General features: G+C 41.8%; 32 protein-coding genes and 1 other RNA gene. 6 read left to right on the top strand and 27 right to left on the bottom strand.

Going from position 1 to position 26,881, the window contains the following annotated elements; genetic code table 11:
* Nucleotides 1–6: 6 nt before the first annotated feature.
* From LCM10_RS02710 to speD, 4 genes are all read right to left on the bottom strand, one after another.
* On the bottom strand, nt 7–1,359 hold the full coding sequence (locus LCM10_RS02710; protein ID WP_224874466.1) for a DEAD/DEAH box helicase: 1,353 nt from the start codon (nt 1,357–1,359) through the stop codon (nt 7–9).
* Nucleotides 1,360–1,673: 314 nt separating this feature from the next.
* On the bottom strand, nt 1,674–1,967 hold the full coding sequence (locus LCM10_RS02715) for a rhodanese-like domain-containing protein (protein WP_224874468.1): 294 nt from the start codon (nt 1,965–1,967) through the stop codon (nt 1,674–1,676).
* Nucleotides 1,968–2,128: 161 nt separating this feature from the next.
* The gene (locus LCM10_RS02720; RefSeq protein ID WP_224874470.1) at nt 2,129–2,926 is read right to left on the bottom strand and encodes a TIGR00266 family protein; all 798 of its coding nucleotides are present in this window, start codon (nt 2,924–2,926) and stop codon (nt 2,129–2,131) included.
* Between the two features lie 123 nt (nt 2,927–3,049).
* Nucleotides 3,050–3,865 (bottom strand): adenosylmethionine decarboxylase, encoded by an 816-nt coding sequence (gene speD / locus LCM10_RS02725; RefSeq protein ID WP_224874472.1) that lies wholly within the window; start codon nt 3,863–3,865, stop codon nt 3,050–3,052.
* A gap of 197 nt (nt 3,866–4,062) precedes the next feature.
* On the opposite strand from speD, the gene LCM10_RS02730 reads away from it, so the two are divergent.
* Nucleotides 4,063–5,193 carry a CAP domain-containing protein gene (locus LCM10_RS02730; protein WP_224874474.1) on the top strand — a complete coding sequence of 377 codons (1,131 nt, stop codon included), beginning with the start codon at nt 4,063–4,065 and terminating at the stop codon, nt 5,191–5,193.
* A 51-nt stretch (nt 5,194–5,244) separates the two neighbouring features.
* Here the strand turns inward: LCM10_RS02730 and LCM10_RS02735 are convergent, their stop codons facing one another.
* From LCM10_RS02735 to LCM10_RS02750, 4 genes are all read right to left on the bottom strand, one after another.
* Nucleotides 5,245–5,961 carry a DsbA family protein gene (locus tag LCM10_RS02735; protein WP_224874476.1) on the bottom strand — a complete coding sequence of 239 codons (717 nt, stop codon included), beginning with the start codon at nt 5,959–5,961 and terminating at the stop codon, nt 5,245–5,247.
* Between the two features lie 73 nt (nt 5,962–6,034).
* Nucleotides 6,035–8,614 (bottom strand): helicase-related protein, encoded by a 2,580-nt coding sequence (locus LCM10_RS02740; protein WP_224874477.1) that lies wholly within the window; start codon nt 8,612–8,614, stop codon nt 6,035–6,037.
* A 207-nt stretch (nt 8,615–8,821) separates the two neighbouring features.
* Nucleotides 8,822–9,274 (bottom strand): CoxG family protein, encoded by a 453-nt coding sequence (locus LCM10_RS02745; RefSeq protein WP_224874479.1) that lies wholly within the window; start codon nt 9,272–9,274, stop codon nt 8,822–8,824.
* A gap of 71 nt (nt 9,275–9,345) precedes the next feature.
* Nucleotides 9,346–10,131, bottom strand: a complete 786-nt coding sequence (locus LCM10_RS02750; protein WP_224874482.1) for an HAD family hydrolase — start codon at nt 10,129–10,131, stop codon at nt 9,346–9,348.
* A gap of 167 nt (nt 10,132–10,298) precedes the next feature.
* Between LCM10_RS02750 and LCM10_RS02755 the strand changes: the two genes are divergently transcribed.
* Nucleotides 10,299–10,610: a DUF948 domain-containing protein gene (locus LCM10_RS02755; protein WP_224874483.1), complete on the top strand. Its 312-nt coding sequence runs from the start codon at nt 10,299–10,301 to the stop codon at nt 10,608–10,610.
* 280 nt (nt 10,611–10,890) lie between these two features.
* Here LCM10_RS02755 and ssrS read toward each other — a convergent pair.
* Both ssrS and LCM10_RS02765 read right to left on the bottom strand, forming a co-directional pair.
* Nucleotides 10,891–11,078, bottom strand: a non-coding RNA gene (gene ssrS / locus LCM10_RS02760) — 6S RNA.
* Between the two features lie 50 nt (nt 11,079–11,128).
* Complete coding sequence (locus LCM10_RS02765; RefSeq protein WP_224874485.1) at nt 11,129–11,566, bottom strand: peptidylprolyl isomerase; 438 nt, start codon at nt 11,564–11,566, stop codon at nt 11,129–11,131.
* 232 nt (nt 11,567–11,798) lie between these two features.
* Between LCM10_RS02765 and LCM10_RS02770 the strand changes: the two genes are divergently transcribed.
* Nucleotides 11,799–12,101, top strand: coding sequence for a phage holin family protein (locus LCM10_RS02770; protein ID WP_224874487.1), 303 nt, complete (start codon nt 11,799–11,801; stop codon nt 12,099–12,101).
* 77 nt (nt 12,102–12,178) lie between these two features.
* Here LCM10_RS02770 and LCM10_RS02775 read toward each other — a convergent pair whose 3' ends face one another.
* Both LCM10_RS02775 and LCM10_RS02780 read right to left on the bottom strand, forming a co-directional pair.
* Nucleotides 12,179–12,700, bottom strand: a complete 522-nt coding sequence (locus LCM10_RS02775; protein ID WP_224874489.1) for a type 1 glutamine amidotransferase domain-containing protein — start codon at nt 12,698–12,700, stop codon at nt 12,179–12,181.
* 62 nt (nt 12,701–12,762) lie between these two features.
* Entirely contained in the window at nt 12,763–12,903 is a 141-nt protein-coding gene (locus LCM10_RS02780) for a hypothetical protein (protein WP_224874494.1), read from the bottom strand.
* 221 nt (nt 12,904–13,124) lie between these two features.
* On the opposite strand from LCM10_RS02780, the gene LCM10_RS02785 reads away from it, so the two are divergent.
* The gene (locus LCM10_RS02785) at nt 13,125–13,385 is read left to right on the top strand and encodes a hypothetical protein (RefSeq protein WP_224874495.1); all 261 of its coding nucleotides are present in this window, start codon (nt 13,125–13,127) and stop codon (nt 13,383–13,385) included.
* A gap of 55 nt (nt 13,386–13,440) precedes the next feature.
* On the opposite strand, the gene LCM10_RS02790 is transcribed toward LCM10_RS02785, so the two are convergent.
* The 14 genes from LCM10_RS02790 to LCM10_RS02855 all read right to left on the bottom strand — a co-directional run bounded on the left by LCM10_RS02790 (nt 13,441) and on the right by LCM10_RS02855 (nt 23,634).
* Nucleotides 13,441–13,800 (bottom strand): YidH family protein, encoded by a 360-nt coding sequence (locus LCM10_RS02790; RefSeq protein WP_224874497.1) that lies wholly within the window; start codon nt 13,798–13,800, stop codon nt 13,441–13,443.
* A gap of 104 nt (nt 13,801–13,904) precedes the next feature.
* Nucleotides 13,905–14,201: a rhodanese-like domain-containing protein gene (locus LCM10_RS02795; RefSeq protein WP_224874498.1), complete on the bottom strand. Its 297-nt coding sequence runs from the start codon at nt 14,199–14,201 to the stop codon at nt 13,905–13,907.
* A gap of 21 nt (nt 14,202–14,222) precedes the next feature.
* Nucleotides 14,223–14,585, bottom strand: coding sequence for a rhodanese-like domain-containing protein (locus LCM10_RS02800; RefSeq protein WP_224874500.1), 363 nt, complete (start codon nt 14,583–14,585; stop codon nt 14,223–14,225).
* Between the two features lie 120 nt (nt 14,586–14,705).
* On the bottom strand, nt 14,706–15,632 hold the full coding sequence (locus LCM10_RS02805) for a DUF1002 domain-containing protein (protein WP_224875579.1): 927 nt from the start codon (nt 15,630–15,632) through the stop codon (nt 14,706–14,708).
* Nucleotides 15,633–15,903: 271 nt separating this feature from the next.
* On the bottom strand, nt 15,904–16,680 hold the full coding sequence (locus LCM10_RS02810; protein ID WP_224874502.1) for a sulfite exporter TauE/SafE family protein: 777 nt from the start codon (nt 16,678–16,680) through the stop codon (nt 15,904–15,906).
* 71 nt (nt 16,681–16,751) lie between these two features.
* Nucleotides 16,752–17,879, bottom strand: a complete 1,128-nt coding sequence (locus LCM10_RS02815; RefSeq protein ID WP_224874504.1) for an MBL fold metallo-hydrolase — start codon at nt 17,877–17,879, stop codon at nt 16,752–16,754.
* A gap of 99 nt (nt 17,880–17,978) precedes the next feature.
* Nucleotides 17,979–18,545 carry a sulfurtransferase TusA family protein gene (locus LCM10_RS02820; protein WP_224874506.1) on the bottom strand — a complete coding sequence of 189 codons (567 nt, stop codon included), beginning with the start codon at nt 18,543–18,545 and terminating at the stop codon, nt 17,979–17,981.
* A gap of 48 nt (nt 18,546–18,593) precedes the next feature.
* Nucleotides 18,594–19,073, bottom strand: coding sequence for a DsrE/DsrF/DrsH-like family protein (locus LCM10_RS02825; RefSeq protein ID WP_224874508.1), 480 nt, complete (start codon nt 19,071–19,073; stop codon nt 18,594–18,596).
* 53 nt (nt 19,074–19,126) lie between these two features.
* Nucleotides 19,127–19,354, bottom strand: a complete 228-nt coding sequence (locus LCM10_RS02830; protein WP_224874510.1) for a sulfurtransferase TusA family protein — start codon at nt 19,352–19,354, stop codon at nt 19,127–19,129.
* Between the two features lie 89 nt (nt 19,355–19,443).
* Entirely contained in the window at nt 19,444–19,704 is a 261-nt protein-coding gene (locus tag LCM10_RS02835) for a metal-sensitive transcriptional regulator (RefSeq protein WP_224874511.1), read from the bottom strand.
* A gap of 172 nt (nt 19,705–19,876) precedes the next feature.
* Complete coding sequence (locus LCM10_RS02840; RefSeq protein WP_224874513.1) at nt 19,877–20,839, bottom strand: ArsA family ATPase; 963 nt, start codon at nt 20,837–20,839, stop codon at nt 19,877–19,879.
* A 27-nt stretch (nt 20,840–20,866) separates the two neighbouring features.
* Entirely contained in the window at nt 20,867–21,124 is a 258-nt protein-coding gene (locus LCM10_RS02845) for a cory-CC-star protein (protein ID WP_224875580.1), read from the bottom strand.
* Between the two features lie 130 nt (nt 21,125–21,254).
* The gene (locus tag LCM10_RS02850) at nt 21,255–22,994 is read right to left on the bottom strand and encodes a carbon starvation protein A (RefSeq protein WP_224874515.1); all 1,740 of its coding nucleotides are present in this window, start codon (nt 22,992–22,994) and stop codon (nt 21,255–21,257) included.
* 235 nt (nt 22,995–23,229) lie between these two features.
* Nucleotides 23,230–23,634: a sporulation protein gene (locus tag LCM10_RS02855; RefSeq protein WP_224874517.1), complete on the bottom strand. Its 405-nt coding sequence runs from the start codon at nt 23,632–23,634 to the stop codon at nt 23,230–23,232.
* A gap of 189 nt (nt 23,635–23,823) precedes the next feature.
* Between LCM10_RS02855 and LCM10_RS02860 the strand changes: the two genes are divergently transcribed.
* Nucleotides 23,824–24,159: a YckD family protein gene (locus LCM10_RS02860; protein WP_224874519.1), complete on the top strand. Its 336-nt coding sequence runs from the start codon at nt 23,824–23,826 to the stop codon at nt 24,157–24,159.
* Between the two features lie 110 nt (nt 24,160–24,269).
* On the opposite strand, the gene ltaE is transcribed toward LCM10_RS02860, so the two are convergent.
* Nucleotides 24,270–25,286: a low-specificity L-threonine aldolase gene (ltaE, locus tag LCM10_RS02865; protein WP_224874520.1), complete on the bottom strand. Its 1,017-nt coding sequence runs from the start codon at nt 25,284–25,286 to the stop codon at nt 24,270–24,272.
* A 242-nt stretch (nt 25,287–25,528) separates the two neighbouring features.
* Between ltaE and LCM10_RS02870 the strand changes: the two genes are divergently transcribed.
* A complete protein-coding gene (locus LCM10_RS02870) occupies nt 25,529–26,785 on the top strand; it encodes a helix-turn-helix domain-containing protein (protein WP_224874521.1) in 1,257 nt (418 codons plus the stop codon).
* The last annotated feature ends 96 nt before the right edge of the window (nt 26,786–26,881 follow it).

Raw genomic sequence — 26,881 nt, forward strand, 5'->3', positions numbered from 1 at the left:
GCTGATCTATTTGCTCGTTTTTTTTGAACGATTACTTGTCTTTTCAGACGGTTTTCCTGGAGCACTTTTCGTTTTTATAGCTTTTTGCTGATTTTTCTTTCCTGGCCGTTTACTGTAAAAGCCTTCGTTCCTACGATCTTGTTGATCATCATGTTTTTTAGCGGAGGATTTCTGAGGTGAAGATGATCCTTTTCTTTTGTTTTTCTTCTTTTTGGAAGAGGAGCTGCTCTTATCCTTCAGCGAAATGGTGTTTCCTAAATTTTGCTTTTGGATCCTCGTTTGTAAGTCAGATTCAATTTTATCCAATAGTGGCCTGTCTTCTGATGAATAGAGAGTATAGGATAATCCTTCTGCCCCCGCTCTTCCTGTTCTTCCGATTCGGTGGGTATACGTTTCCGTGTTTTCAGGGATATCATAATTGAATACATGGGTCACTCCCTCAATATCAAGTCCCCGGGAAGCGACGTCGGTTGCAACAAGGAGTGGCAATTCGCCTTTCCGGAAGGATTCCATGACCTCTTCGCGTTTTTCTTGGGGTATGTCCCCATGAAGTTCACCGACATTCATGCCTTTTGATTTGAGGACTTGAAACAGTTTCGTGACCCTTCTCTTGGTGCGGCAGAAGATGACGGCTTTTTCTGGATTGAACGCTTCGACTAATTGAAGGATTGTTTCCTGCTTTGCTTTATCCACAGTGAAAATGGCAAATTGATTGATGGTGGAAGGAGCAGCGTTTTCCACAATTTCAATATTCATTGCGTTTTTCATGTACTTATTGGCAAGCTTTTTGATAGGTGCAGGCATAGTAGCAGAGAATAGCATCATTTGCCTCGTTTTTGGTGTTGACCTGATGATTTCCTCTACCTTATTGAGGAATCCAATTTGAAGCATTTGATCAGCTTCGTCTAAAACGAAAAAGTTTAAATGAGTCAGGTCAAGATTGCCCCGTTTAATGTGATCCAGCATTCTGCCTGGTGTTCCGACGATAAACATTGGTTTTTTCTCTAGTTCTTCTATCTCCTGATCGTGGCTTTGCCCGCCGTACATTGCTAGGACCCGGGATTTCTTTTGATTCTTCGTCAACTGTTTCAGTACATTCGCAATTTGAATGCTGAGTTCCCTGGTAGGAGTGAGGATGATTCCTTGGATATGATTTGAAGTCTTCTCACTTCTTTCGAGGATCGGCAATGCAAATGCATAGGTTTTTCCTGAACCGGTTTGTGCTTTAGCGATAATATCTTTACCCTTCAGTGCTTGTGGAATGACTTCTTCCTGTATAGGGGTCGGGCTGTTGATGCCCATTTTAGATAGTTTAAGCCCCATTTCTTCTGAAATGCCTAGGGATATAAATTTACTCAAATGCAGTTCCTACTTTCTTTCGTTCGATTGATTGTTCCGCTTATTAATATTGAAGGTTTCATAGCAAAAAAGCAACCAGCAACCCGAACAAAAAAGAAGGAATCACGATGGACTCCTTCTCTAGAATAATTTTTGAATCAGTAAAATGACTCCTGCCAGGAGCCACAGCCACATTCCAGGTCATATGGGTGGTATATAACGCTTGCGGCCTTTAAGTGACGAAATGTTTCAAGTACCGTTACCACAGTTCGATTTCTTTCGCATCGGCTTCCTCCTCGATACTAATAGTGAAAACCATATGCTATTTTGAGCTTTTACTCAACTTCGCCTTCCCAAGCCATCATGCCGCCTGTCATATTGATCACTTTATACCCCTGACTCTCAAGGAATGATGCTGCTTTTGCGCTACGGCCGCCAGAACGACAAATCATGATGTATTCCTTCGATGGATCGAGCTCATTCATGCGTGCTTCGATGGATCCAAGAGGGATATGCTTTGCTGTAGGAATCTTACCTGCAGCTACTTCATCATCTTCACGCACGTCAATCAAGTTTGGTTCACTATTTTCTAGAAGTGCTTGCACTTCTTTAGTTGTAAGTTCTTTCATTTTTGAATGCCTCCTGATCTATATAGTTGATATGTCTATAGCAATAATATACCTACAAGGGTATAATGTCAACCCTGTAACAGAAAGCGCTGCGACCAGCTGGAAGCTGTTCCCATCTCCTGAAAGAAAAAGACAGCAGAATGGTATCTGCTGCCTTTTACTCAATCATCGCCATTCAATAAATCACCAAGTCCTCCAAGAATGCTACCTTCGCCAGTGGATCTTCCCCCACCCGGTGCATTGGCGTATATCCTCTCCGCCAGGCGGCTGAAAGGAAGTGATTGAACCCAGACGGTTCCTGGTCCTTGTACAGTGGCAAAGAATAATCCTTCGCCACCGAGGAATGCTGATTTTACTTTCCCAACGTATTCGATGTTATAGTCCACTTCTTTTGTCATCGCAACCAGGCATCCTGTGTCCACTCTCAATAGTTCCCCAGGCTGAAGCTCCTTCTTATGTATCGTACCTCCTGCATGCAAGAAGGCAAGGCCGTCTCCTTCAAGCTTTTGCATGATGAATCCTTCTCCACCGAAGAATCCTGTCCCGAGTTTCTTTTGGAAATCGATTCCGACTGCCACCCCTTTGGCTGCACATAGAAATGCATCTTTCTGACAGATGACCTTACCGCCTAATTCACTTAAATCAACAGGTATGATCTTCCCAGGGTATGGGGCTGCGAATGAAACCTGTTTCTTCCCACTTCCTTCGTTGGTGAATACTGTCATGAATAAGCTTTCTCCGGTCAACAAACGTTTGCCCGCACCAACCAGCTTTCCAAACAGTCCTCCGGATCTTCCGTTTTGTGATCCGTCCCCGAAGATCGTTTCCATGGAGATCCCATCATCCATCATCATCATGCCGCCTGCTTCTGCGACCGCACTTTCTCCAGGGTCAAGTTCTATCTCGACAAATTGCATGTCATCGCCATGAAGTTTGTAGTCGATTTCATGAGAATTCATTGTTATTCCTCCTTTATGTATACCCTCTTATTATACAGTTTTTATTCTCTATGCGTTTACCCTTTTCCTTTATTTTTCTTGAGACATGAAAAACTCTGTTGGATTGTCCAACAGAGTTTCATGTTAATAAGAATTATGGATGTTCATGCCGTAGAAGATTTCATCCATTTCTTTTTTTAATTTCTTGGAAATTTCATTTGCTTCACCATCTTCAAGCTTTTCCTTGGAATAGCCGAAGAGGTAATTGTCTAAATCGAAATCTTTTAGCTTGCATTTTGTATGGAAAATGTTCTGAGGATAAACATTCACATCGATCATGTCGTAATCCTCTTTTATTTCTTCAGGAATATAGTTCTGGATCGAGTTGATATCATGGTCAATGAATAATTTACGGCCATTGATGTCCCTTGTAAAACCCCTTACACGATAATCCATCGTCATGATATCGGTATCAAATGAATGGATGAGATAATTCAACGCTTTAAGAGGGGATATCTCACCGCAAGTCGATACATCAATATCGGCACGGAATGTGCTGATCCCTTCATGGGGATGATATTCTGGGTATGTGTGGACCGTGATATGACTTTTATCTAGATGCATCGTGACGGATGAAGGAAGTGGCCCAGGTGATTCATCAAAATGCTCAGTAGGCACCTCTACAATCGGTCCTTCAGAAACGAGGATCGTGACGCTTGCACCTTGGGGTACGTAATCCTGTTTTGCCACATTAAGAACATGCGCACCTATGATATCGGATACATGGGTAAGTATCTTTGTGAGGCGCTCTGCGTTATATTGTTCATCAATATATTCTATGTACGCCTCCCGTTCCTCCCGTGTTTTGGTGTAACAGATGTCATACATATTGAAGCTTAATGATTTTGTCAGGTTATTGAATTCATGAAGCTGAATTCTTTCCTCATGCGATAATTTCATCTTTCATTTCCCCTTCTAGATTATTTCCCAAAGTAGGAATACGTTCTATCTCTTATGTTACCCAGAAAAAGTGCACAAAAACAAGTAAAGGAGATTGAATAGGATCGTTTTGGGGTAATTGACAATAAAAATGTTCCTCATTAACGTTTTTTATTGCATTCATTTTGGGTAAAATGGGGATGAAGTGAGGTGGTACCATGAAACGTTTATTACTGATCATTGTATTGTTGTTGATAGCGTATGGAACGAAGCCTGTTTGGGAAGAGAAGGTCCAGGCAACTGGATTGGAAACAGTGCTCTCAAAAATAGAAGGAATGAAAGACAATGAAAAAGTCAAGGATGCTTTTGATCAGTTTTATAATGGAGTAAGTCTGTTATTGATGGAATTGGAGATGTCATTGAAGGATCTCGATCCACCAAAGAATGCGCAGGAAGAGTTGAATAGTCAAAAGCCTGACTTGTCCGCCCCTGATAGCGAAGTTTTCTCTATACATAATATAGAACTTGGTGACCGACGATCTACTGTTGAACAAGAACTTGGATCTCCGGATAGGACAACGCTCAATGAGTATGGTGTTAATTGGAACACCTATCACGACCATTATCACAATTTCTTCATGGTTTCTTATGACGATGAACAGAGGGTGAATGGGTTATATACGAATCAAGATTTGCTCACTTCCTCGACGGGGATCACGATGGATAGTGCAAAGAGTGATGTGCAGAAGACACTGGGTGTACCTCTGGAGAATATTAGAAAAGGGTTGACGCTCTATCAACTTCAGACCAACGGTGAGCATGATGTCTTTAAGGTTGATAACAGTTATGTTACGGTTTTTTACGATAAGCATGAACAGGATTCGGTGACTGCAATCCAAATCATTGAGGAAGGACTTGAAGGGAATAAACAGGGATTTTACTCGAAGACGGGACCCGGGCTTAAGGAAGGATTTGAGCTACAATTATTCGATCTGACCAATGCCGCCAGGGTGAACCATGGCCTCGATCCTCTGACTTGGAACGACAAGGTCCGGGAAACGGCACGTAAGCACAGTTTGGATATGGCAGACCACGACTATTTCAGTCACACGAATCTTAATGGAGAATCCCCTTTTGACCGTATGGAGGATGATCAGGTGGCATTCAGGACCGCAGGGGAAAACTTGGCGTATGGACAGATGAGCTCGATTTTTGCCCATGAAGGGTTGATGAACTCCAAGGGCCACAGGGAAAATATCCTTCAGAATCATTACGAATATCTCGGAGTAGGCGTTGCATTCAATGAAGAATCCCAGCCATATTTTACCGAGAACTTTTTTAGTAAATAAAATGACATAAAAAAGCAAGCGGTTTTGCCCCCGCTTGCTTTTTTGCATACTTTATTGATCGTATTTTGGGATGTCGCACCCGTTTTCGTCACATTGAAGATTGTCGCGTCCAGTCACTGTCTGGAATGGAGTTGATCCGTTTTCTTCTTCCCATACCTTCTTTAATGTATCTGCGAACACTTCTACGGGCTGTGCCCCAGAAATCGCATATTTACGGTTGATGACGAAGAAAGGCACACCTTGAATCCCGAATTGTCTTGCCTCTTCTTCATCGAATCGCACTTCCTCCGAAAAATGGCTGCCTTCCAATACTCTTGCTGCCTCTTCCCGGTCCAATCCAGCTTTTTCAGAGATTGAGAGAAGTGTTTCTTTGTCGCCAATATGCTTCCCATCAGTCAGATGTGCCTTGAATAAGCTCTCAGTCATTTCTTTGCCTTGCCCTAAATCAGATGCTAATTTGCTCAATCTATGGGCATTGAACGTATTTGTCGGGATATTGTCATCGAAATTGAATTCTATCCCCACTTGCGCTCCATGATCCTTCATACCACGTGCCATATTTTTCGCTTGCTCGATCGAAGCGCCATATTTTTTCGAAAGAAGTTCATACACATTTGAATCCACATCAGTTGCGGCGTTAGGATCAAGTTCAAAACTTTTATATTCTACCTCTACGCCATGCGTGAAAGAAGTCAGTGCTTCTTCCAATCGTCGTTTTCCCACATAACAAAAAGGACATGCAAAATCAGACCATACTTCTATTTTCAACCTTTTCACCTCTACTCGTTTACTAACCTTATCCTAGCAGACTTTAGGAAGTTAAGCTTCCAATATGCTTCGATTATCTGTCCCCTCTTCTTTTTTCTCTCCGTTTGCGGTTGGAAGCATGACAACGGTCGCAAATCGGAAATCCGAAGTTGGGAGGAAGATTTTTCCCGCAATGCCTGCATCTGTTTGATCGTGCTTTTACTTCTGTCCGTAAACTCTCATGGACGCCATCCGCAATTTCTTCCCTGACACGTTCCCAGTATAAGGCTTCTGTCTGCCTTCCGAGTCGGTAAAGCAATAAGAGGTGAAGCCCCACCGCTTTATAGGACACTTCCTTTTGTTCCAAATTCTTATTTTTGATATCGGGCTCCGGAAGTTCATCCCCTTCAACGATTGCGTGCATGGAGTCAAGCCATTGCTGAGTTAGCTGACTTTCCTTTTTGGAAAATGGAAGGTGCAGAAATCCATACAAATCATTCAGTGAAAGTTTCGCTTCGATTTGCGTTCCTCGAACAAGATCGTATAATTCTTTCTCTTCTGCTAACGATGCTTTTTCAGTACCATATGGACTATCGAAACGATCCCATAATTCAAAAAAAGTATCCAGATCATGATGGTACCGTTGAAAACGTTCAAACACACTGCTTGTTGGTGCAATGGCAAAGGTACGGAGAGAGGGGTCCTCCTGAAGTAACAAATGCTCCATTTTTTTTATATTTTTCGTGAAGGAGACCCTTCCTACTTCGTAAATCCCTTTCCGACCTGCCCTTCCTGCAATTTGCTTCACTTCCTGCGAAGTGAGCAGACGCCTTCTCGTCCCATCGAATTTTTCGTTTTCCATGAAGACGATCCTTCTGATCGGCAGATTCAGGCCCATACCGATGGCATCCGTTGCGACGATGACTTGTGTCTTACCTTTGATGAACTGCATCATCTGTTTCTTTCTTGTCTCGGGGGGCATGCTTCCATAAATCATACTGACTTTGTGACCGTTGTTCTGCAGGCGTGATGCAGTATCAAGTACTTTTTTCCTTGAGAAACATACAAGTGCATCCCCGTTTCGGACCTGCTTTAATTTAAATTCTTTTTTTTCTACTTGCAAAGGGATTTCCCGTTCGTAATTATAGACTTCTGCCTGTTCCTCCCCAATTAATTCCAACAGAAGACTTCGTACATTCTCGCTTCCAATAATATGGACTTCCCTTGCTTTCACTTTCGTGATGGCTTTATACCATGAGAATCCCCTATCTTGATCCGCAAGCATCTGTGCCTCATCGATGACGACAACATCGTATTCGTCTTTTTCATGGAACATTTCGACAGTGCAAGCATGATGACGGGCATTCTCGATTTCTTTCTCCTCTTCGCCGGTTTTGAGGTTGCACGGTACTCCTTCGTTGTTTAACTTATCATAAACTTCGAGAGCCAATAACCGCAGTGGTGCCAGGTACATCCCGCTATCGGCAGCTTTCATCCTGGTAAGGGCTTTATGGGTTTTCCCCGTATTGGTTTCCCCGATATGAAGGACATAACGGACGCCGCCTCGATACGATGGACTATATTCCTGACCGAATATATCCTCCAGCATCCGCTCCTCTTCCTGTTGCTTCTTGATGATTGCCTCTCGCTCCAGTGCAATTCGTTCTTCCCTTGCCACCATTACTTCTTTGTATATCGCTACCTGTTCACTCAAGTCGAATGGCATATCCGGCAGGGGTACCAAGTCGACTACATACTCATCTTGTACCCATTTGAAAAACAGTGATTTCTCCTTCAAGAGGACAGACTGTGTCCATTTGATCAGTCGCTCATATGACAGCTCTTCCTCATATAAATTGGAGTAGGAAACAAGGATATCAGCAGGCAGGTGCTCTAAAATGAAGGAGGAAATGATCTGCTCTGTATAGTATGATACGAAACGTTCATACGGATAGTAGTACGTTTCGTACTCCCATAGGTTCCGGTCCCACTGTTCACTTTTTTTATGGATGGATCCAGTGAATTCCTTTAAGATATCGGACACTGTCTTGAATTCATGCGCACCAAGGAAGCCTTCTTCCTGAAGCTTGTCTTCTAGTGCGTGAGGATCCATTTGTTTGAACTTCGGTTTATTGCTTAAGTCACTGAGTAATTTTTTAGCGAATATGTACCGAAGCTCTACATACCAATTTAACTGTTGGTCCTCAACCTTTTGTTCAAGAAAGTATAAGATCTCTTTTTGAATTCCTTTTTGTTTTGATGCTTTTTTCTTTTCTTCTTTTTCTTTAATCAATCGTTCCCTTGCCTGCTTGTGGCGATTTTCCCACTGTTGCTCATCCGGTGCACGATCCAATAACCATTGTTTTACTTGAAAAGGCTGTTCGTTCCGAATTTCATTCCGGAACATTTTGTTAAGGAGTTTCTTATCCACTCCTTCGACTTCATATCCGATATTACGCAAGAATGCCTTCTTATGGCTTCTGAGAACATCATTGGTCACTTTGTTAAGCCACGTATTCACCCAAATCTGTTGAAAGAAGCTTTCCCTCTCTTCAAGATAGTCCTGAAAGGAAGGACATTCATCATGTTGTTCAAGGTAGTATGTAATATCTTCTTCTATTTTAAGCTTTGTTTCTTCAATTGCTTTTGCACGAATGGTGTCAAGGTTTTGCATGAAATAACCCCTTTATAAACTTACTACTAATAGTATATGTCATGATTCATGTTTGTATTGTATTACATAGATTTTCATAATCGATGATGGCAGTCAAACGGAAAGCATTTGATAGCCACTCACTAATGTATATCTGAATGGTACTCGTTAAAAGTTGGATAGAAAAAGAACCAACGGATGCCTTCCATTGGTCCTGTATGGACGGGACTATCGGATTGAATAGTGTTTTTCAATTTCACTTCCAACATTAAGCGTTAATTCCCTGGTCATTTCAGGCACTGTTTTTTCTATAAGTGGTGTGATTATTTTTCTCAACGAGCTTGAAGACTGTATGGAAAGGCTGCCTATTATTTTCGTTTGTATTGCTGATACACCCTCCGTTAAAAAAGAACCGCTTCCTGTAAGCTTTTCATTAAGGCCACGCAACTCGAATGTAACGTAGTTTGGCCTGCTCCATTCCCGGATTTCGATTTCTACATGCAGCTTCTTCTTAAGCATCCCGGCATCGATTTTGATTGTCCACTGGGAGATTTCATCATTGATGATTGTATGATCGATGTATCCGGGCGCAAGAGGAGCCCATTGATCGATGGTTCGTATGAAGTCCCAAACGTCCTCAATCGGTGCTTTAACCATTTTCTCAAAAGTTCCGGTACTCACTGTGTAGCCCCCTTATATATGAGCATTCAGTGCCCATTTTATGAAGCGTGGACGATTCTTATGTGTGCCTGCTAAAGGTTCTTTATTACATCAATGATTTCAGATAGTTCCTTTATTTCATAATCCGGCACGACTTCTTCAGGATGAAGCTCATGACGATTGATCCAAACATTTCGTATACCTGTTCTTCTTGAGCCAAGGATATCCGTTTTCAAATTATCACCTACCATGACCACTTCCTCTGGTTTGAGTGAAAGCCGATCGAGTGCATGCATGAACATTGCCGTATCCGGTTTTCCTCTTCCGATTGCACCGGATATAACAATTTCTTTGAAATATGGGATTAATTCCGTCGTCATCTGGAGTTTCAGATTCTGTAATTGAGGTGACCCATTTGTTAGGAGCACTAACGTATAATCGTCTTTTAACTCATCCAATACATGATAAGTGTCGTGATAGACGTAAGGGTGGTTTTTTCTTTCCAATCGGAAGCGTTCAGCAAGTTCCTTTCCTAACCCTTCGTCGTTTATCCCAACGTTTTCTAACCCATTTGTCCATGCTTGTTGTCGATAATCCGGCACAATCTCTGCCATCATCCTGAATTGCTCATGGCCTTCATCCCAAAAATCTCCCCATAATCCTTCAAACGGATTGATTCCGATCATTTGAGTGAATTCATATGTATCATAAGAGGAATACAGTTTCCTTGCTTCCTTTCTCACTTCTTCTTCTAACGTTTCCGGTACAACCGTTACCTTGGACCCCGCATATTTACAGGTTTCTTCAAACGCATGTTTGATGCTTTTTGAGTCCCACAACAACGTATCATCCAAATCAAAGAATACTGCTTTAATCATTAACGACCCCTCCGCTCTCCGATAGCTTATCAATAGATTACTAGCTACAGCCTCCTTAGTAAAGGTAATCACCTGATAAAAAGTGATATTGAAAGAAAATCCGTTATTTTTTCGTGAAATAGGGAAAATAAAATACATCACATTAATGAGTGCAGAGGTGAATTGAAATGTGGATTGTTTATATTAGTATAAGTATCGTAATCGTAGCGGTTATCCTATTGATTACAAGCATACTCAAAACGTTGAAGACCACTCGTCCAACCATCAATTCCATCAACCATACCATGGGTAGCATGCAAGCAAAAATGAACGCTGTCTCTAGAGAAGCGGACCAACTGAAAACCATACAAGGAGAGTTACAGGAAGATCTTAATAGGAAGAAGCGTTCAATGATGTTTACAGTTGAAGAAGCAAAGAGAACACCTAAGGTTGTAAAGGATTTAGCCAATGGGATTAAGGAAGGTCATCAATCGTCCTAAAGGGTAGGCAAACTCCTCAAGCATCCAAGACTTTACCACTCCTTGTGAAAATAGTATAATGAAGTTGCTCCTCCCGAACATTCGCTTGTTGCGGGACACTTAACCACTGTACGGACGGGAGGGGCCTCGAATCCTATGAATTGGAAGCCTCGACGCCTTAACGTGTCGAGGCTTTTTTGTGTGAGGATACATACCCGCAAAAAGCGAGCGTAACGGCATTTTGCAGAGCCAAAATAAAAAGCCAGTCCTCCATTAGAGAACTGGCTTGATCAATCATGTTTTAAAAGCCACATTTGCCGTAATACGGGATAAGAAAGTTTTAAACCACCACTCCTCAAAGTGGGTGTTTGCAGAAGATTTCCTGTCGTCCTCTAGCGGGGAGGCATGACATTCCGGCTTCGATATAAAACTCCCTGTTACAGTTTAAAGGTTAAAACTTCATTAAGATTACGTACAACGCAGCTTACATTTATAATACATGAATTTAAAAGAAATATCAACCGCTCAGCATATGCTCATTATGCGTCGAATACTTCTACCTTTTCCATGACATCACCATTTCTCATCGACTTGACGATCTCCATGCCGGAAGTCACTTTACCGAATACAGTGTGTACCCCATTCAAATGAGGCTGTGGATCATGAACGATGAAGAATTGGCTACCGCCAGTATCTTTACCGGCATGTGCCATTGATAGTGATCCTTCTTCATGTTTATGTGGGTTGCCTTCTGTTTCACATTTAATCGTGTAACCAGGTCCCCCCATGCCATTTCCATTCGGGCAGCCGCCTTGGCTCACGAAGCCCGGGATGACGCGGTGGAAAGTCAAACCATCATAAAAGCCTTCCTTCGCGAGCTTTTCAAAATTTTCTACAGTTCCTGGTGCTTCATTCGGGAATAAGTCAAATTCCACTTTTTCACCAGTTTGAAATTGTATGTATCCTTTTTTCGTCAAAATAAACAACTCCTAATCATATGGTAAGTCAATCATATTTTATCATTGCAGGAGGGCCTTGTCACTTTTAACTTCCTAAAAACCATAGATGCAGGTTACCTGGATGAGTCAATGAAAAATGGAGTTGATAGGTTTAAAAGATCAATTTATAAGACCTTGTCTGAATTCTGTCATGAAAGTATGGGGATACAGAATAGATTGGTAATAGCCCCATCAAAGGAGGATTATCACTATGACAGACCTGTTGAACGGTATCACCATACATCCTCAACTTGCCATCCTTGTCCCTGCTCTTTGGGTGTTAGGTTTTGCTTTGAAGAAAACCCCACATGTACCTGATTGGCTAATCATTTGGATATTATTGATTGTAGGTGTGGCTGCCAGCGGATGGAGCCTTGGCTTCGATTTCAATGGAGTCGCAAACGGATTCATCTGTACAGGAGCAGCGATCACGACTCATCAATCACTGAAACAGACATTTGTTTCTCGTTTGACAGACCCGGATAAAAGGCAAAAGAGTGGACGAAAAAAGTAACAACGAAATTAGTGAAAATAGCTATTGAAAAAGAACGAGATCAACCCGGTTCTAGCTGGGATGATCTCGTTCTTTTTTTACTTGGCCATCACTTCGACGAATGCTCTCATATAGTCCGGTAAATCAGGGGGTCTTCTGCTGGAGACAATGTGTCCATCGACAACGACTGCCTCGTTCACCCAGGTAGCACCTGCATTTTCCATGTCATCTTTAATTCCGGGAGTACTCGTCACGTTGACGCCATTTAATATTTTCGCAGAAATCAATACCCATCCTGCATGGCAGATCTGGCCAATCGGTTTGGTATGATCATTCATGTGTCTGACCATATCGATGACCTCGGTGTATCTGCGAAGTTTATCTGGAGACCATCCTCCCGGTACAAGGATCGCATCATATTCTGATGGGTCGACCTGATCAAAAGAATAGTCGGAAACGATCGGCACTCCGTATTTCCCAATATACTCCTTGTCCGCTTCTTCTCCGACTATATGGACGTCTGCTCCCTCTTCCCTAAGTCGCAATACTGGATACCAGAGTTCGAGATCTTCGAAATCTCCGCTGACTAGTTGAATGACCTTTTTTCCTTCGAGTTTCATATGTATCTTCCTCCCTTCCCTCCATTGTCTCTGTTATTGCAACTGGATGCAACCATATGCAATTAGTTATATGGACTATACTTCTTGATTGCCTTGATGATGGTGTTGGTTTGGAAGTGAGAAACAACCAAGGCAATGATGGTCATCAATCCACCGCAAATATATATGAGGGAAATCAACTGCTTTTTATCTACCTTTCTCATTCAACCACCCTTTATTCGTGTGTGTGTTCGTCGTCTTACTTATTATCCCAATAATGAAAAGGAATATTTATGAAATCGTGTCCTCTTGATACACCCACCCCTGATAAGAGCTTTAGTGTTACTAATTATTGGATGGACGATCATGTTTAACGAACATTTGGCAGGGAATATAACTTACAAAGAAAGATAGTAGAATTTAATTCGTATAGGAGGAGAAACATATGAAAATCAATAAATCATTAGTAGTGGGCGCAACGTTGACGGCAGGTTCTGTCGGGTGGTTCCTATCATCAAAAGAAAAAAGGAATCACCTTCATAATATGAAACAGGGACTCGTGACCAAATTCAAAAAGCGTAAGGCAGAAGATCTCCCGGTTGAAAAAGGCGGACATCCCGATCCACATAATATCGAAGACAACTCAATGGTATCAGAGGGTGCGATGACATCCGTTCAATACTATAATGAAAAGAAACAAGACTAAAAGCAGGGAATGATCCCTGCTTTCTTTTTTTGAACGTTAATAAACTGGATAGGGGTTACAGGTTTAAAGAATATAGGTAGATACAGATGAAGATCAAGATGATCAATGCCACCATCGACATGAACAAGATGACGGCATTGGCAGAAGTGAAAGTCTGGGTATTGATGTGCTTTCGTGCTCGATAGTAGTTAACGGTTGACCCAACAATAAGAAATAAACCAATAATGATACTGACCCCGCTGATTAATAAGGAGATCTGGCCTTGAAATTCATTTTCCCCTGCCGAGTTGTAATGCAGGCTCGTCGTCAAAAATCCGATTCCTATGATGGCAATCGATGTTCTGATCCATGCTAAATAGGTCCGTTCATTCGCTAAATGCTGCTGAATATAGTTAGATTCATTCGTTCCTTTCAACGTGCATCAACTTCTTTCTTCCAAAACTTTTTCCTCTCTATATTTTCCCATCTTCTAAAAGAACAAACAAAAAGGACCCAATTACAGTCCCTTTAATGAAAAGTTTATTGTAGCTGCCCCTTCCAAGCAGACATTCCGCCTTCCATGTTTACGACATTGAATCCGTGGTATTGGAGAAAACGCACAGCTTGAGAACTTCTGCCACCAGATTGACAAACGATATAGTATCGATCGGTTTTGTTTAATTCATTCATCCGGAATTCCAAAAGCCCAAGTGGGATATTCAACGCATTCGGAATCTTTCCTGCTTTTACCTCGGATGTTTCGCGTACATCGATAATTGAAGGGTTTTCCCCTGCCTCAAGCAGCTTCTGTAATCCTGACGGTGTAATTGCATTCATTATCATGTTCCTTTCTGAGAATTAATTAGACCAGGCATTCATTCCGCCTTTGACGTTTGAAATGTTTTTAAATCCAGACGAAGAAAGGATTTTACATGCTTTGCTACTCCTCATTCCGCTTTGACAGATCACAATCGTTTCTTTTTCTTTTGATAATTTCCCAATGTTTTTCTGCAGCTCATTCAATGGTATGTTCCTGAAACTCTTAATGTTTCGTGCTCTGAATTCCATTGGGGTTCTTACATCAATAAACTGTTTAGAACGATCACCTAAATGTTTCTTTAAATCGGTGGTGGTCATTTGATTGATCTCTTTACCAGGTTTCATGTTTCTGACATACAAAAATACCAATAATGCCAAGATGAGTAGTCCAATAATTTCCATATTAACACCTCTTACGATTAGTATAGGTTCATTATATACCCAATGGGGTATAACGTCAACCGTTCAAATTGCTTTATGGATAAAAAAGAAGCCCGCACCACAGCGGACTTCTTTCAATGGTTATGAGAACAAATTTTTAATGGACTTAAATAATTCAGCAATTGCATCCAGTAACGCAGTGAAGAAATCGGAAACCTTCTGACCGAAGTCTTCATCATTCACTACGTTCTTGATTGTGTCTTGAATATCCTTGGTTAAATCTTGAAGCTGTTGCTGTACATTATCGAAATCGATATCAAGTGACCTGATTTTATCAAATAAATCGATTAATAATTGTCGATCCTCGGGACTGAGTTCGATGTTCATGCTCTGTAATTTTTCTTCAACGATTTTTTCTACTTCTTCTTTTGTGGCTGGGTCTTGAGCGGCAATCTCTTTTTTAATCTCGGTAAGCAGCTCACTTACTTTTTCCTTGTCGATCCCCGCTTCTTTAGCAAGCTCTGTCGCAACATTCAATTCCTCGTTTGCTACTTCCATTCTGACAGTATCAAGTTTTTCCCCACTAACATCATACGCTTTGTAGATCCCTGTCAAAGCCGAATGACCACTGACCTTCACCGGCGATGCCACTTCCACGTGCGCATTTTCCACACCTGCAGTCAGTAATGCGTTGGCATACATTGATTCCGTTACTTCCGTAATGTTCTCAGGGCTGACAATCTCTACGTCCAATCCTTCGCCCTTTTCCTGACGAGTGATCTTTGCAGATGAGAACATGCGTGCATTTCTATTTTCGCCTTCTATATATTTAACAAGGTCTTCCCCGGTGACTGTAAATTCCTCTACATCATCCTTTTCACTGATTCCAAGCTGCTCCTGTACGGTCTTTTTTTGCTGTTCAGTCAATGTATCTCCATATACGACAATTGGAACTCCGAATTTTTCATTGATACTTTTCTCATTGTTGTTATCTGATGCTGAAGCAGGCTGTGCCAAACCGATCATCAGTAAGAATACTAGTGCGAAACCCATTATTTTTTTCATCATCATTCTCCTTTTAATCTCCCAACATAGTGTGAAAATGTCCTTTGAAACTTGAACCCATTGTACAGGTCTTAATCATTCTATGCATCCAACCAGGGTCTTATTTTTCCACATAGTAATAGACGTATAGAAGTAAAAAAAGTTTCATCCTATTTTTTCACGTGTTTTTCAACGTTCTATTAAAACAAAGCGGGAATACAAAAAAACCGTCAGCACCCTGCTGTCTTTATCATAAGCAGCAAAGGACTGACGGTTATCGATTCTTAATTATTGATTAAAGTATATCAAGCCAGATTTTAATGGCTGTCCCTAAAATCAGGAGAGCCAGAATGGTTTGCAATACCTTCGTGTTCATTTTCTTTCCTGCTATTGCGCCCAATGGAGAAGCGATCAAGCTCGCTACGACCATAATCATCGCAGGTAGATATTCGACTTGACCTGTCGTGATTTTCCCCACGGTAGAGCCGATTGAGGAAATCAACGTGATGGCAAGGGATGATGCAATCGTCATTTTCGTAGGGATTTTAAGGACGACAAGCATGATCGGTACTAATAAGAATGCACCTGCAGCTCCCACAATCCCTGCACCTACCCCTACGATCAGGGACAAGATCGCAGCAAGCCACTTGTTGAATGTAACATCCTCGAATTTGATGTCGTCGATTCCTTTTTTCGGAATGAACATCATGATGGCCGCTGTTAAAGCCAGTACACCATATACAACGTTGATTGCATCTTCACTCATTGCTTTGGAACCGTATCCGCCAATGAAGCTACCAATAAGGATACTTGCCCCCATATAAGTAATAAGTGTTCTATTTAAATATCCACCTTTTCGATATGCCCAGACACCACCGAGTGTTGCGAAGAATACTTGCACCGCACTTATACCTGAAACTTCATGCGCTGAAAACGCAGCCAATCCGAATAATGGTGGGATATATAAGAGCATCGGGTACTTAATGATGCTCCCCCCGATTCCGACCATGCCAGAAATATAAGATCCTATGAATCCGATTAAAAAGATGACAATGATAAATGATAAATCCACTGTGCCCTTCCCCCTTTCTTATTGAATGGGAACCTACTAGCAGGTTCCCATTCTTTTAATGCTTCCTCAGCCTATCTTACTGCACAACGGTTAGGTCCAATTTCCATTTCGCGTTGCTTCTCTTCGTCAGGTGTGATTTTCCCCATATTTGTTTCACGGATTTCTTGATAAGCATTTGGCTGTGGAGGAAGATTTTCTGAGACAAGTTTTCTGAACTCTTCATCATCTTCAATGTTCAAGCCGTGATTTTGCTCAAATAACGTACCAAGTTTTTCAGCGACAGTTCCGTCTTCATTCAGTTCATCGATAATCATGAAGTGAGCCGGTAACACGGTCAGTTCCATTGAGAGATTTTTGTATCGGTTGTAGAGACTCTCTCTTAAGTCAGCGACCCAGTCTTGTGCTTTACCAGCAAGGTCAGGACGTCCAATGCTATCGATAAACAGAATGTCACCAGATAATAAATACTTCTCATCAATCACGAATGAAGTTGATCCAATGGTATGGCCTGGTGAATAGATCGCATTGATATCGATTGTTGAATGACCGATCGTTACTTTATTTGCATCTTCAAGTGCTGCAAACTCAAATGTCACTTCCTCTGCGTCTTTTGAAGGCAGCCAGTACGTTGCATTTGTTGATTCAGCAATGGTACGTCCACCTGAAATGTGATCAGCGTGTAAATGAGTATCGAATACGTTTGTAATCGACGCATTTTTCTCATTTGCAAAATCGATGAAAACATCAGTCATACGTGTCGCATCGATGATTGCAGCTTCACCATTTGAAACGACCATATAGGAAAGACAGCCTTTACCGAGGCGGACGAATTGATAAAGCTCGCCCCCATCAGTGAGATCACCGACTTTGACTGGTTCTAAATGTTCGCTCCATGCCTTCATTCCACCTTGCAGATACGCTACATCTTTTCCTTCTTCAGACAGCATTTCGGCAACCATGACGGAAGAGCCTTCTTTGGCACATACCACTACAATGTCTTTATCCGTTGGTAGTTGGTCCAAGATTTCTTCGACACCATCTAAGAGATCGAAGTAAGGGATGTTCATATATTCGAATGTATGACCTTCGATCTTCCAATCTTCAAACGCATCGGTGTTACGTACATCCAGGATGAACAAGTCTTCTTTGTTAATCACTTTTTGTGCCACTTCTTTTGGAGTCATTGCTTTCACTGCCATTATTCATACCTCCCGTAATTTTGGTTCTCTAGTTTCAATTCATCGCTGCTGTAGATCACGCTACAACAGCTTCCGCATTGACGTCTTTTCTTTGAAGGTTTAAACGTCTGATTCTGTGCTACCTGACCATTCACTCATTCCAGGTACTACGTTAATCACATTTTCAAATCCTTTATCAGTCAATAGTTGTGCCGCCATATCACTGCGGTTCCCCGTACGGCATACAACATAAATGTTCTTATCTTTGGCCAGTTCTTCAGAACGTGCTTCTAATTCACCAAGTGGGATGGATACGGCCCCAGGGATGTGTTTGAATGCAAACTCGGCTTTTTCACGCACGTCGAGTACTAACGTGTTTTCATCAGCAAGCTCCCCTAACAATTCTTCGTTATTCGTCACTGCTTCGTGCTTTCGTTCCACCGTATCTTCACCGCTTGATTTACGGATGAAATGCTTCAATACATCTCCCTCTTCAAGAGTTCCAAGGTAATCATGTCCAGAGCTTTTTGCCCAAGCTTGAAGATCAGCTTTTGACCCCTTATCCGTAGCTTGAATTTCAATAACATGCCCTCCGTCAAGGTCTTTCATTGCTTTTTTCGTCTTCACGATCGGCATCGGACATGCCAAACCTTTTGCATCTAATACGAAGTTCGCTTCAATATTCATTCCAAAACCTCCAATTACCCAATAGGGTATATTTTGTGTTAAAAAAAATTAAATGAATAAGTTTACGTTACCGTCTTCCGCATCTGCTAAATAAGCGGCAACACCCGCATATTCGATTTCATCCATCAATTCATCTTTATGAAGACCCAATAAATCCATTGTCATTGTACATGCAACGAGCTTAACATCTTGCTCCTTCGCCATGTCGATTAAGTCCGGAAGGGGCATCGCATTATGCTTTTTCATGACGCCTTTGATCATTTTAGGACCCATACCTGCAAAGTTCATATTGGACAAACCTAATTTATCAGCACCGCGTGGCATCATTTTGCCAAACATCTTTTCCATGAAACTCTTCTTCACAGGCACCATTTCTTCTTTTCTTAGTGCGTTCAATCCCCAGAATGTGTGGAAAATGGTTACTTCATGGTCATACGCTGCGGCACCGTTCGCAATGATATACGCTGCCATCGCTTTATCGTAATCTCCGCTAAAGAGAATGATATTTGTAGTTTTTGTTTCAGACATGTGTTTTCCTCCTTTTGTTATACAACGGGGGGTATAAACCCCCGCAAAAAAAATTATCCTTTTTTAATCCAGAATGTAAATACATCGTTTTCTTCTTTAGATTCCATTAGTTCGTGGCCAGTTGATTTAGCCCATGCAGTCAAGTCACTTTTTGCGCCTTTATCAGTTGTTTGCACTTCAAGGATCTGACCTGTTTCAATTTCTTTGATCGCTTTTCTTGTTTTTACGATTGGCATTGGACATGCAAGTCCTTTTGCGTCTAATACTTTATCTGCGTTCATTAATGATTCCTCCTAATGTGTAATTGAGTAATATATAATACCTATAAGGGTATATTAAATGGTATAAAAAAAGTTGTCAATCCTTTTTGTTATCTGCTTTTCACTAAAAGGTTTACGGCTTCTTTTACAAGTTCATCAGTATTTTCCCCGGAATGCTGTGAGTCCCTTACACACTCAACAAGGTTTAAACTTACCACTAATCCGATTGAACGGTCGAGAGCGGTTTTTGCAGCAGAAAGCTGGGATATGACATCTTTGCAATCTTCCCCCTGCTCCATCATCCGCAGGATTCCACGGAGCTGCCCTTCTACACGTTTTATCCGGTTCTTCACTTGAGAATTGTATTCCATAAAGACACCTCCCAGAAACAAATGCGTTTCTTGCTACATTCACTATAATATACCCTATGGAGTATACAGTCAAGGGGTGAATGTGAATTTTTTTGATAGGACTCAGCTGCTTTATCACTGTCTAAATTTCATAAGCTGATCGGATTGAACCGATCAGCTTATGAGAAGCGACCTAACTAGATGTTGTACTCGTCCCGTATATTTCCTCTTTCAGATGATTGACGAACATCTGTAAATGTCCAATGGAACATACGTCTTCCTCCAACAATGGTATTTCATAACGTCTTTGACCTTTGAACTTTTCCTTTATTAGCTTTAAATATTCTTTTTGCTGCTCCAATCTTTTCTGTAGGAATGCTCCGTCAGCTGTTGTTGGAAGGACTTTATTGACAATCAAGCCTTGTACCTTCAAATCATTCCTTTTCATGAGGCTGATTGCCTTTTCCGTTTCCAGAATCGGAAGCCTTTCTGCGTTCAGGACAAAAATGAAGCCAGTTGTGTCTGGATTTAGCATGATCTCCCTTACTTTAGCGAATTTTTCTCTCCTGTTTTGAAGGGCATCGAATATGGGATCCTCCACTGGTTCCCCATCATTCAGTAATTGGGAATAGTTCTTGTTCGTTTTCTTCCTTCTCTCAAGCATTCCATCCATCCATACCCCCATGAGTTCCGGTAATGATAATAATCGGATTGTATGACCTGTAGGGGCAGTGTCGAAGATGATTTTATCGAAAGATTTAAATTCATCAAGGATGATTGAAACTAATCGATCGAACAAGGCAGCTTCTTCGGCACCAGGTGCGGTTGCCGCCATATCGATCTGTCGATGCACTTCTTGAAGCATTGATGATTTGACCATTCCCTTTAAATTATCCTTTACACCTTCTATGTATTGTTTGGTTTCAGCTTCAGGGTGAATTTCAATTCCCCAAAGGTTTTCCATTAGTGGTGTCTTTCGTTTGCCTATTCCTATGTGGAAAATATCCCCCAAGTTGTGTGCAGGATCGGTCGATACGATCAATGTTTTCTTTCCTGAGCCGGCGAACATCATCGCGAGGGCAGAAGCAGATGTGGACTTTCCTACCCCACCTTTCCCCCCAATGAATAAGATGGATTGATTGTGGATGTCTAGCATGTTTTTACCCCCTTATGTATAAACAAATTAACAGCATCGTATCCCATCAAGTGGCGAATGCTCCATCCCCATTCGCAAGTGCCAGTCATGAAATTTTTCAATCATGTAAGGATAAAGTTCCAGCGTATAATAAAATACCGGGTTGGGAAGGCCGAGCATTTCCGAGTACAGGAGTAAGAAGAATAAATCATCTTCATCCCTCAGCTCCCTTGCAATTTCGATTTTATGAGGGTGTTTGATGATTTCATCATAGAGCTTGATCAACCTCATGAACTTTTCTTTCATCGAAACGTCAATCATACATGTCCTCTCCTCCGTCATCTCTGGCTTTCAACCATGCTTTGTTGAAGCTTAGTCATAAAATGGACCCCTCTAAGCACTGAAATTCAGCATTATAGGGGTCCAGATCACTGTATCAGGCAGTGAATTGTGTGGGGTCATCCCCTCTCTTGGTGAGGGATGAAGCAGCGGTAATCAAGATCCATAATGTAAAAATCAAGATGATGCTTCCAAAAATGAATAACAGCATATTTCCTTCTGCTTGTCCGATCCCAGACCATTCAAAAATCACTTGGTTGATCATGGCCCATAAAGTCATGAACATCAGAAACAGCATCGGAACCAACGTCGCAATATAGTTCCTCCCTTGCCGCTTGAGCCAGATGGTAATAAGAAGCAGACTGATTCCGGCCAATAATTGATTGGATGTCCCGAATAAAGGCCAAAGGAGATACCCTCCCGATCCGAACCCTTTTGGTCCTTGTGGCAATAGTGTCAAAGCCGCACTTGAAACTACCGCAATCGTCGTTGCAACATGTGTTTTCGTTAAAGGTCTTACATGATATTCTTCTCCCAGTTCTGCAATGATATATCGCATCAATCGTACAGAAGAGTCGAGTGTCGTAGCAGCAAAGCTGACGATGATGACGGAGACGATCGTCGCAGCGATATCAGCAGGGATTCCTAAACCTGTTGCAAGCTGTCCTGCCCCTTTGATGAAGACGCCGAGACCCGCACCGCTCGCTGCCGCAAATCCGCTGTATGTCGCCTTGAATTCTTCAATATTCGGGAAGAATGTAATGCATGCAATAATGGCGATCAAGGCCAGTGCACCTTCACCGACTGCCCCCAAGTACCCTACGAATCTTGCTTCCGTTTCTTTACTCAATTGCTTCGAGGAAGTCCCGGAAGATACAAGGCCATGGAATCCTGAGATCGCACCGCATGCAATGGTGATGAATAATAAAGGAAACCAGGATACATCCGCAGATGCATTAGTCATTGGTGCAGTGATAGTCGGATTTGAAAACAATAATCCCAAATAAAGCAAAGCAAGGCCGACGACCAATTGATGTGAATTAATATAATCCCTTGGCTGCAACAATTTCCAAACAGGCAGCGTTGAAGCCACATACACATAAATCATCAGAATGACAATCCACACAAAGAATGCCATGCTCGTTGCGCTTAATCCGAAAAGCGAGGTCGCTCCCTCTCCCCCGAAGTATTGAACAAGGTCGATTTGAAGAAACTTCACTCTGCTTGCAACGATGGCGGAAAGGTACATGACGGCCAAGGCGACAAGAGAGGGCAACAGCATGCTACCGCTCCGTTTATATACCCTGTACCCAATCCATACTGCCAGAGGTATTTGAATGAAGACGGAAAGCACACTTGCAGGAAATGTAATGAATAAGTTCGCAATCACCCAAGCAAATACCGCATTGACCATCAAAACAAGGATCAAAATGATGCATAGGAACAGGACCTTCGCCCTTTTTCCAATGAGCTTACTCGCCAATGTCCCAACGGATTGTCCTTTGTTTCTGACGGATAGGACAAGTGTGCCGAAATCATGTACACCTGCCGCGAAGACCGTTCCCAAAATGACCCATAAAAATGCAGGAAGCCAGCCCCAATAAACCGCAATGGCGGGACCCACAATGGGAGCTGCACCTGCGACCGAAGTGAAGTGATGTCCCCATAATACGAATTTATTCGTCGGGACAAAGTCAACGCCATCTTTATATTGGTGTGCAGGAGTGACATAATTCGGATCTAATCGATAGATTCGTTCCGCAATCAGTTTAGAGTAATATTTATACCCTAGTAAAAAAACGATTCCTCCTATTAATGCAAGCCATATTCCTCCCATAATATACCCCCTTACAGAATTTGAGCGATACCTTCTTCTAAATCCAGCAGTCATGCATCTGTTCGAAGATACAGAATATTTAGAATGTATACGCTTCCTTTATTTTACATAGTGAACCTTATGTTTTCAACGGGTATTTCTTAGTGGATTTTTGTTATGGACAGGTCATTAGAAGGAGATGAATGGTGAATTACATGAAAAGAGCCGGATTCGAATAATGAACCCGGCTCGAGCATCATTGTACGATGATGCTGTCTTCATCAGTGGGATCGACTGCTTGAGGAATATCCACAGTCGTTCTCAAGATTGTCTGATTGGTTTCCGTGGACTTAGGATGATCCTTCTCTGTGGGGAACTGAAACTGAATTGATTTCTTTTCTCCTGCCTTTATGGTCCCTAGGTCTTTGAATACAATTGTCTTCAACTCTTTTTCATGGTATGGGAAATCACTATCTTCTTTATCTTCTTCATACTTTAATAATAAAAGCAGTCGAACTTCATTGATCGGTTGATCTGCCATGCCCCCTTCTATTTTTATCTCACCTTTAATGGTTTCCCCCTGATTGATCTTCGCTTTGCTTACAGTTGTATCGACTTTTACATGACCGATTCCGATACTTGATAAAAACTTTTCAAACATGTTATTCCCGCCTTTCTATTATTGTTTCACTATTAATCCATCCTATGGGTGGGCCTGTCATTTTTCCATTAGGATCCCCCTTCTTCTTTCTCCGATTCAATGCTTCCCCCCATCCTGAAATCACTATACATATATTGCTAAATTTATGCTGAAACTATTAGTGAATCTAAATGAAAGAAGGGATGAACTTTGAAGAAGTGGATTTTCACACTAATGTCAATCTGTTTTTTAAGTTTCAGTATGTTGGGATCTGCATATGCGGAAGGTGAGCAAGATACCCCGCAGAAAGTTAATTTGACCGACACCCAAAAACAGGAATTGGACAAACTTCACAAGCAGCTTTTCTCTACGAAGAAAGAACTGATTAATAAATACGTAGAGTACGGTGTCTTCAGCAAAGACCAAGGTGATAGGATGATTAAGAAGATGGAAGAACGCTATCAAGCGCTCAAACAGAATGGATATATGATGAGATGGCATCCTCATAAACAAGGTAAGTTACCTCACTCAGAGAAGTCTAATTAACTTTTTTCAATGACTCACACACGGGGTTGTACCAATGAAGGTGCGTCGTGGTCATGATAGGTCTATTAATCGTGACCCGACGCCGTACCTTGAAATCAGGACGATCATGGTTAGAGGGTTCTAATGATTTCTGATGCCCTTTCAATTTCCCCCATACTCACATCATAATGAGTTGTGAAACGCACCGTATGGGAACCGAACCCGCTGATCAGCACTCCATTTTCCTTCAGGAGCTCTACGAACATTTCAGACGTCATCCCCCTGCCGCTGACATCCGCCACCACGATGTTCGTGTCAACCTCGTTGATGACACGTATCCCTTCACAGTTGCCCAGTGCTTCTTTGAGTACAGCAGCCTTTTGATGGTCTTTTGCCAACCGTTCTCTCATCGTAGTCAGAGCTACCAGTCCCGGTGCCGCAATCATACCGACCTGCCGCAATCCCCCACCAAGCCTTTTCCTCCATTTTCTCGCCTTTCTAATGAACGCTTCATCACCTGCAATAATGGAACCTACAGGGGCACCCAGTCCTTTTGATAAGCAAATCTGGATTGTATCACAATGTTGTGTGAATTCCTTGACGTCCATTCCACTTGCAGCAACTGCATTGAATAAACGGGCTCCATCCACGTGAACAGGGATGGAATGTTTCTTTGCTATTGCATGGATCGCCTCCATATTTGCAGGTGGAACGACCGCTCCGCCTGCCCGATTATGGGTATTTTCTAAACAAATCAACCCGGTTTCAGGAAAATGTTGATCTTCTCCCCTGATTGCCGCTTCAATGTCTTGAGGATCCATGACTCCTTTATCCCCTCTCACGGTTCTAGTCTGAACACCGGCTAAAGCAGCAACCGCTCCTGATTCATAATAGAAGATATGGGAATTTTCCTCCAATAAAATTTCGTTTCCCGGACGCGTATGGGTCAAGACGGCAATCTGATTTCCCTGGGTGCCGCTAGTGACAAAAAGGGCGGCTTGTTTACCGAGAATAGACGCTGCTTCCTTTTCGAGTTTTGTTACCGTGGGATCCTCTCCGTACACATCATCGCCAACTTCTGCATGAAATGCAGCCAATCTCATTTCCTCAGTCGGCTTTGTTACTGTATCACTGCGCAAATCAATCACCGTTATTCCTCCAATATTCAATAATATGTACCAGCCACATTATAACAAAATTCCCCCCCTGCTGATTAGGTAGAACTAAGGGAGTTTACTAATTAGAAATTAATACCATTTTCCTATAAAAAATATAATTATAGGAATATTCATAACATTCGGTTCATTTATATGATACTATTTTAATAGAAGATGTAAAGACACCTATCTCATTTTCTTCTATTAAATACCCATTAGAGGAGTAAACCTATATGAATATCGGTTCTAAAATCCGCTTTCACAGACAAAAGAGAAATTTGACTCAAGAGGAACTCTCAAAGGGGATTATTTCCGTATCATATCTTTCGAAACTTGAAAATAATCAGGTCGCCCCATCCGATGAAGTCATTCGTTTGTTATGTGAGCGCCTGGGGGTATCCTCACTTCAAAGTGAAGGAAATGAGCTGGATCAACTCCTTCATAAGTGGAATCATTCCATGTTGTGGAAAGAACATGAGGATACCGAAACATTTCATAATCAAATAAAAAGTAAGCTGGATGAGACGGACGACCTCCTTCCCCATCTTTTCTATAAGATTCTTTTGATTCGTTATCAATTGATACATACTGAAAGAGTCGAAGCCCTAAACAGCATAAAGGATATGCATGCCCATTACAAAGAATTCTCCGATACGCTGAGATTCTACTATCACAAATATAAAGGCAACTACCATTATGAGCTTCAACAATACGATGAAGCGAGAGCCGAGCTGAAAGAAGCTGAAACTTATTACGTCCTGGGTAGTGTCACCAATGAAGAAGAACGGGCGGACCTGTACTATTTATTCAGTCTCGTCTTAACACGTATGAATAGTTATCGGCTTGCGATTTATTATGGTGAGAAGTCACTATCCATCTTTCAGGGCGTCTATTTTCAAAAAAGGTGTGCAGAAGTCCACTTGCTTCTCGGGATCTGTTACAGGAGGATCAGGTACAGCGAAGAAGCACTCAAGCATTATAATTGGGCAAACTTCATCAGTGGTTCGATTCAGTATACGAGTTTGAAATCGATGGTGGAACAGAATCTCGGTTACTTGAAATCCTTGATGAATGAAAGTGAAGAAGCCATCAGGCATTATCTGAAAAGCATAGAATTGAAAGAGAGGGATGTGGAGGGCAAGCTGAATTCCATACTGGCACTTGTTAAGGAATATCACAAGCTGCATTTACTTGATGAAGTAAGGAAGTGGCTACCCACCGGCCTTGGATTATGTTCAAAGGACCTCTATCCGGACAAATATTATCAGTTGACCTACTTTCACTACGCTCTGAATGATTTCCAGGATGGATTTGAGTCGTTTATGAAAGAACATGCCCTCCCCTATTTTAAAAAAAGCGGGAAGCATCTACTCTTTGCTGAATACTCCAAGCTTTTTGGTCAATACTTCCAAGAGGTCAGAAGATATAAAAATGCAGCTTTTCATCTGAGGGAAGCCAATTCCATCTATGAAGAGATGCTGACTTTATAGGGAGGTGAAATCATGAAAAAACTTAAGAACCTATTCATTATTACTAGCATAACTGCAATGGCGCTAGGCGGTATTGTTGTCATAAATTCTCCGGAA

Source organism: Rossellomorea aquimaris (genome assembly GCF_020171925.1).
GTDB lineage: Bacteria > Bacillota > Bacilli > Bacillales > Bacillaceae_B > Rossellomorea > Rossellomorea aquimaris_F.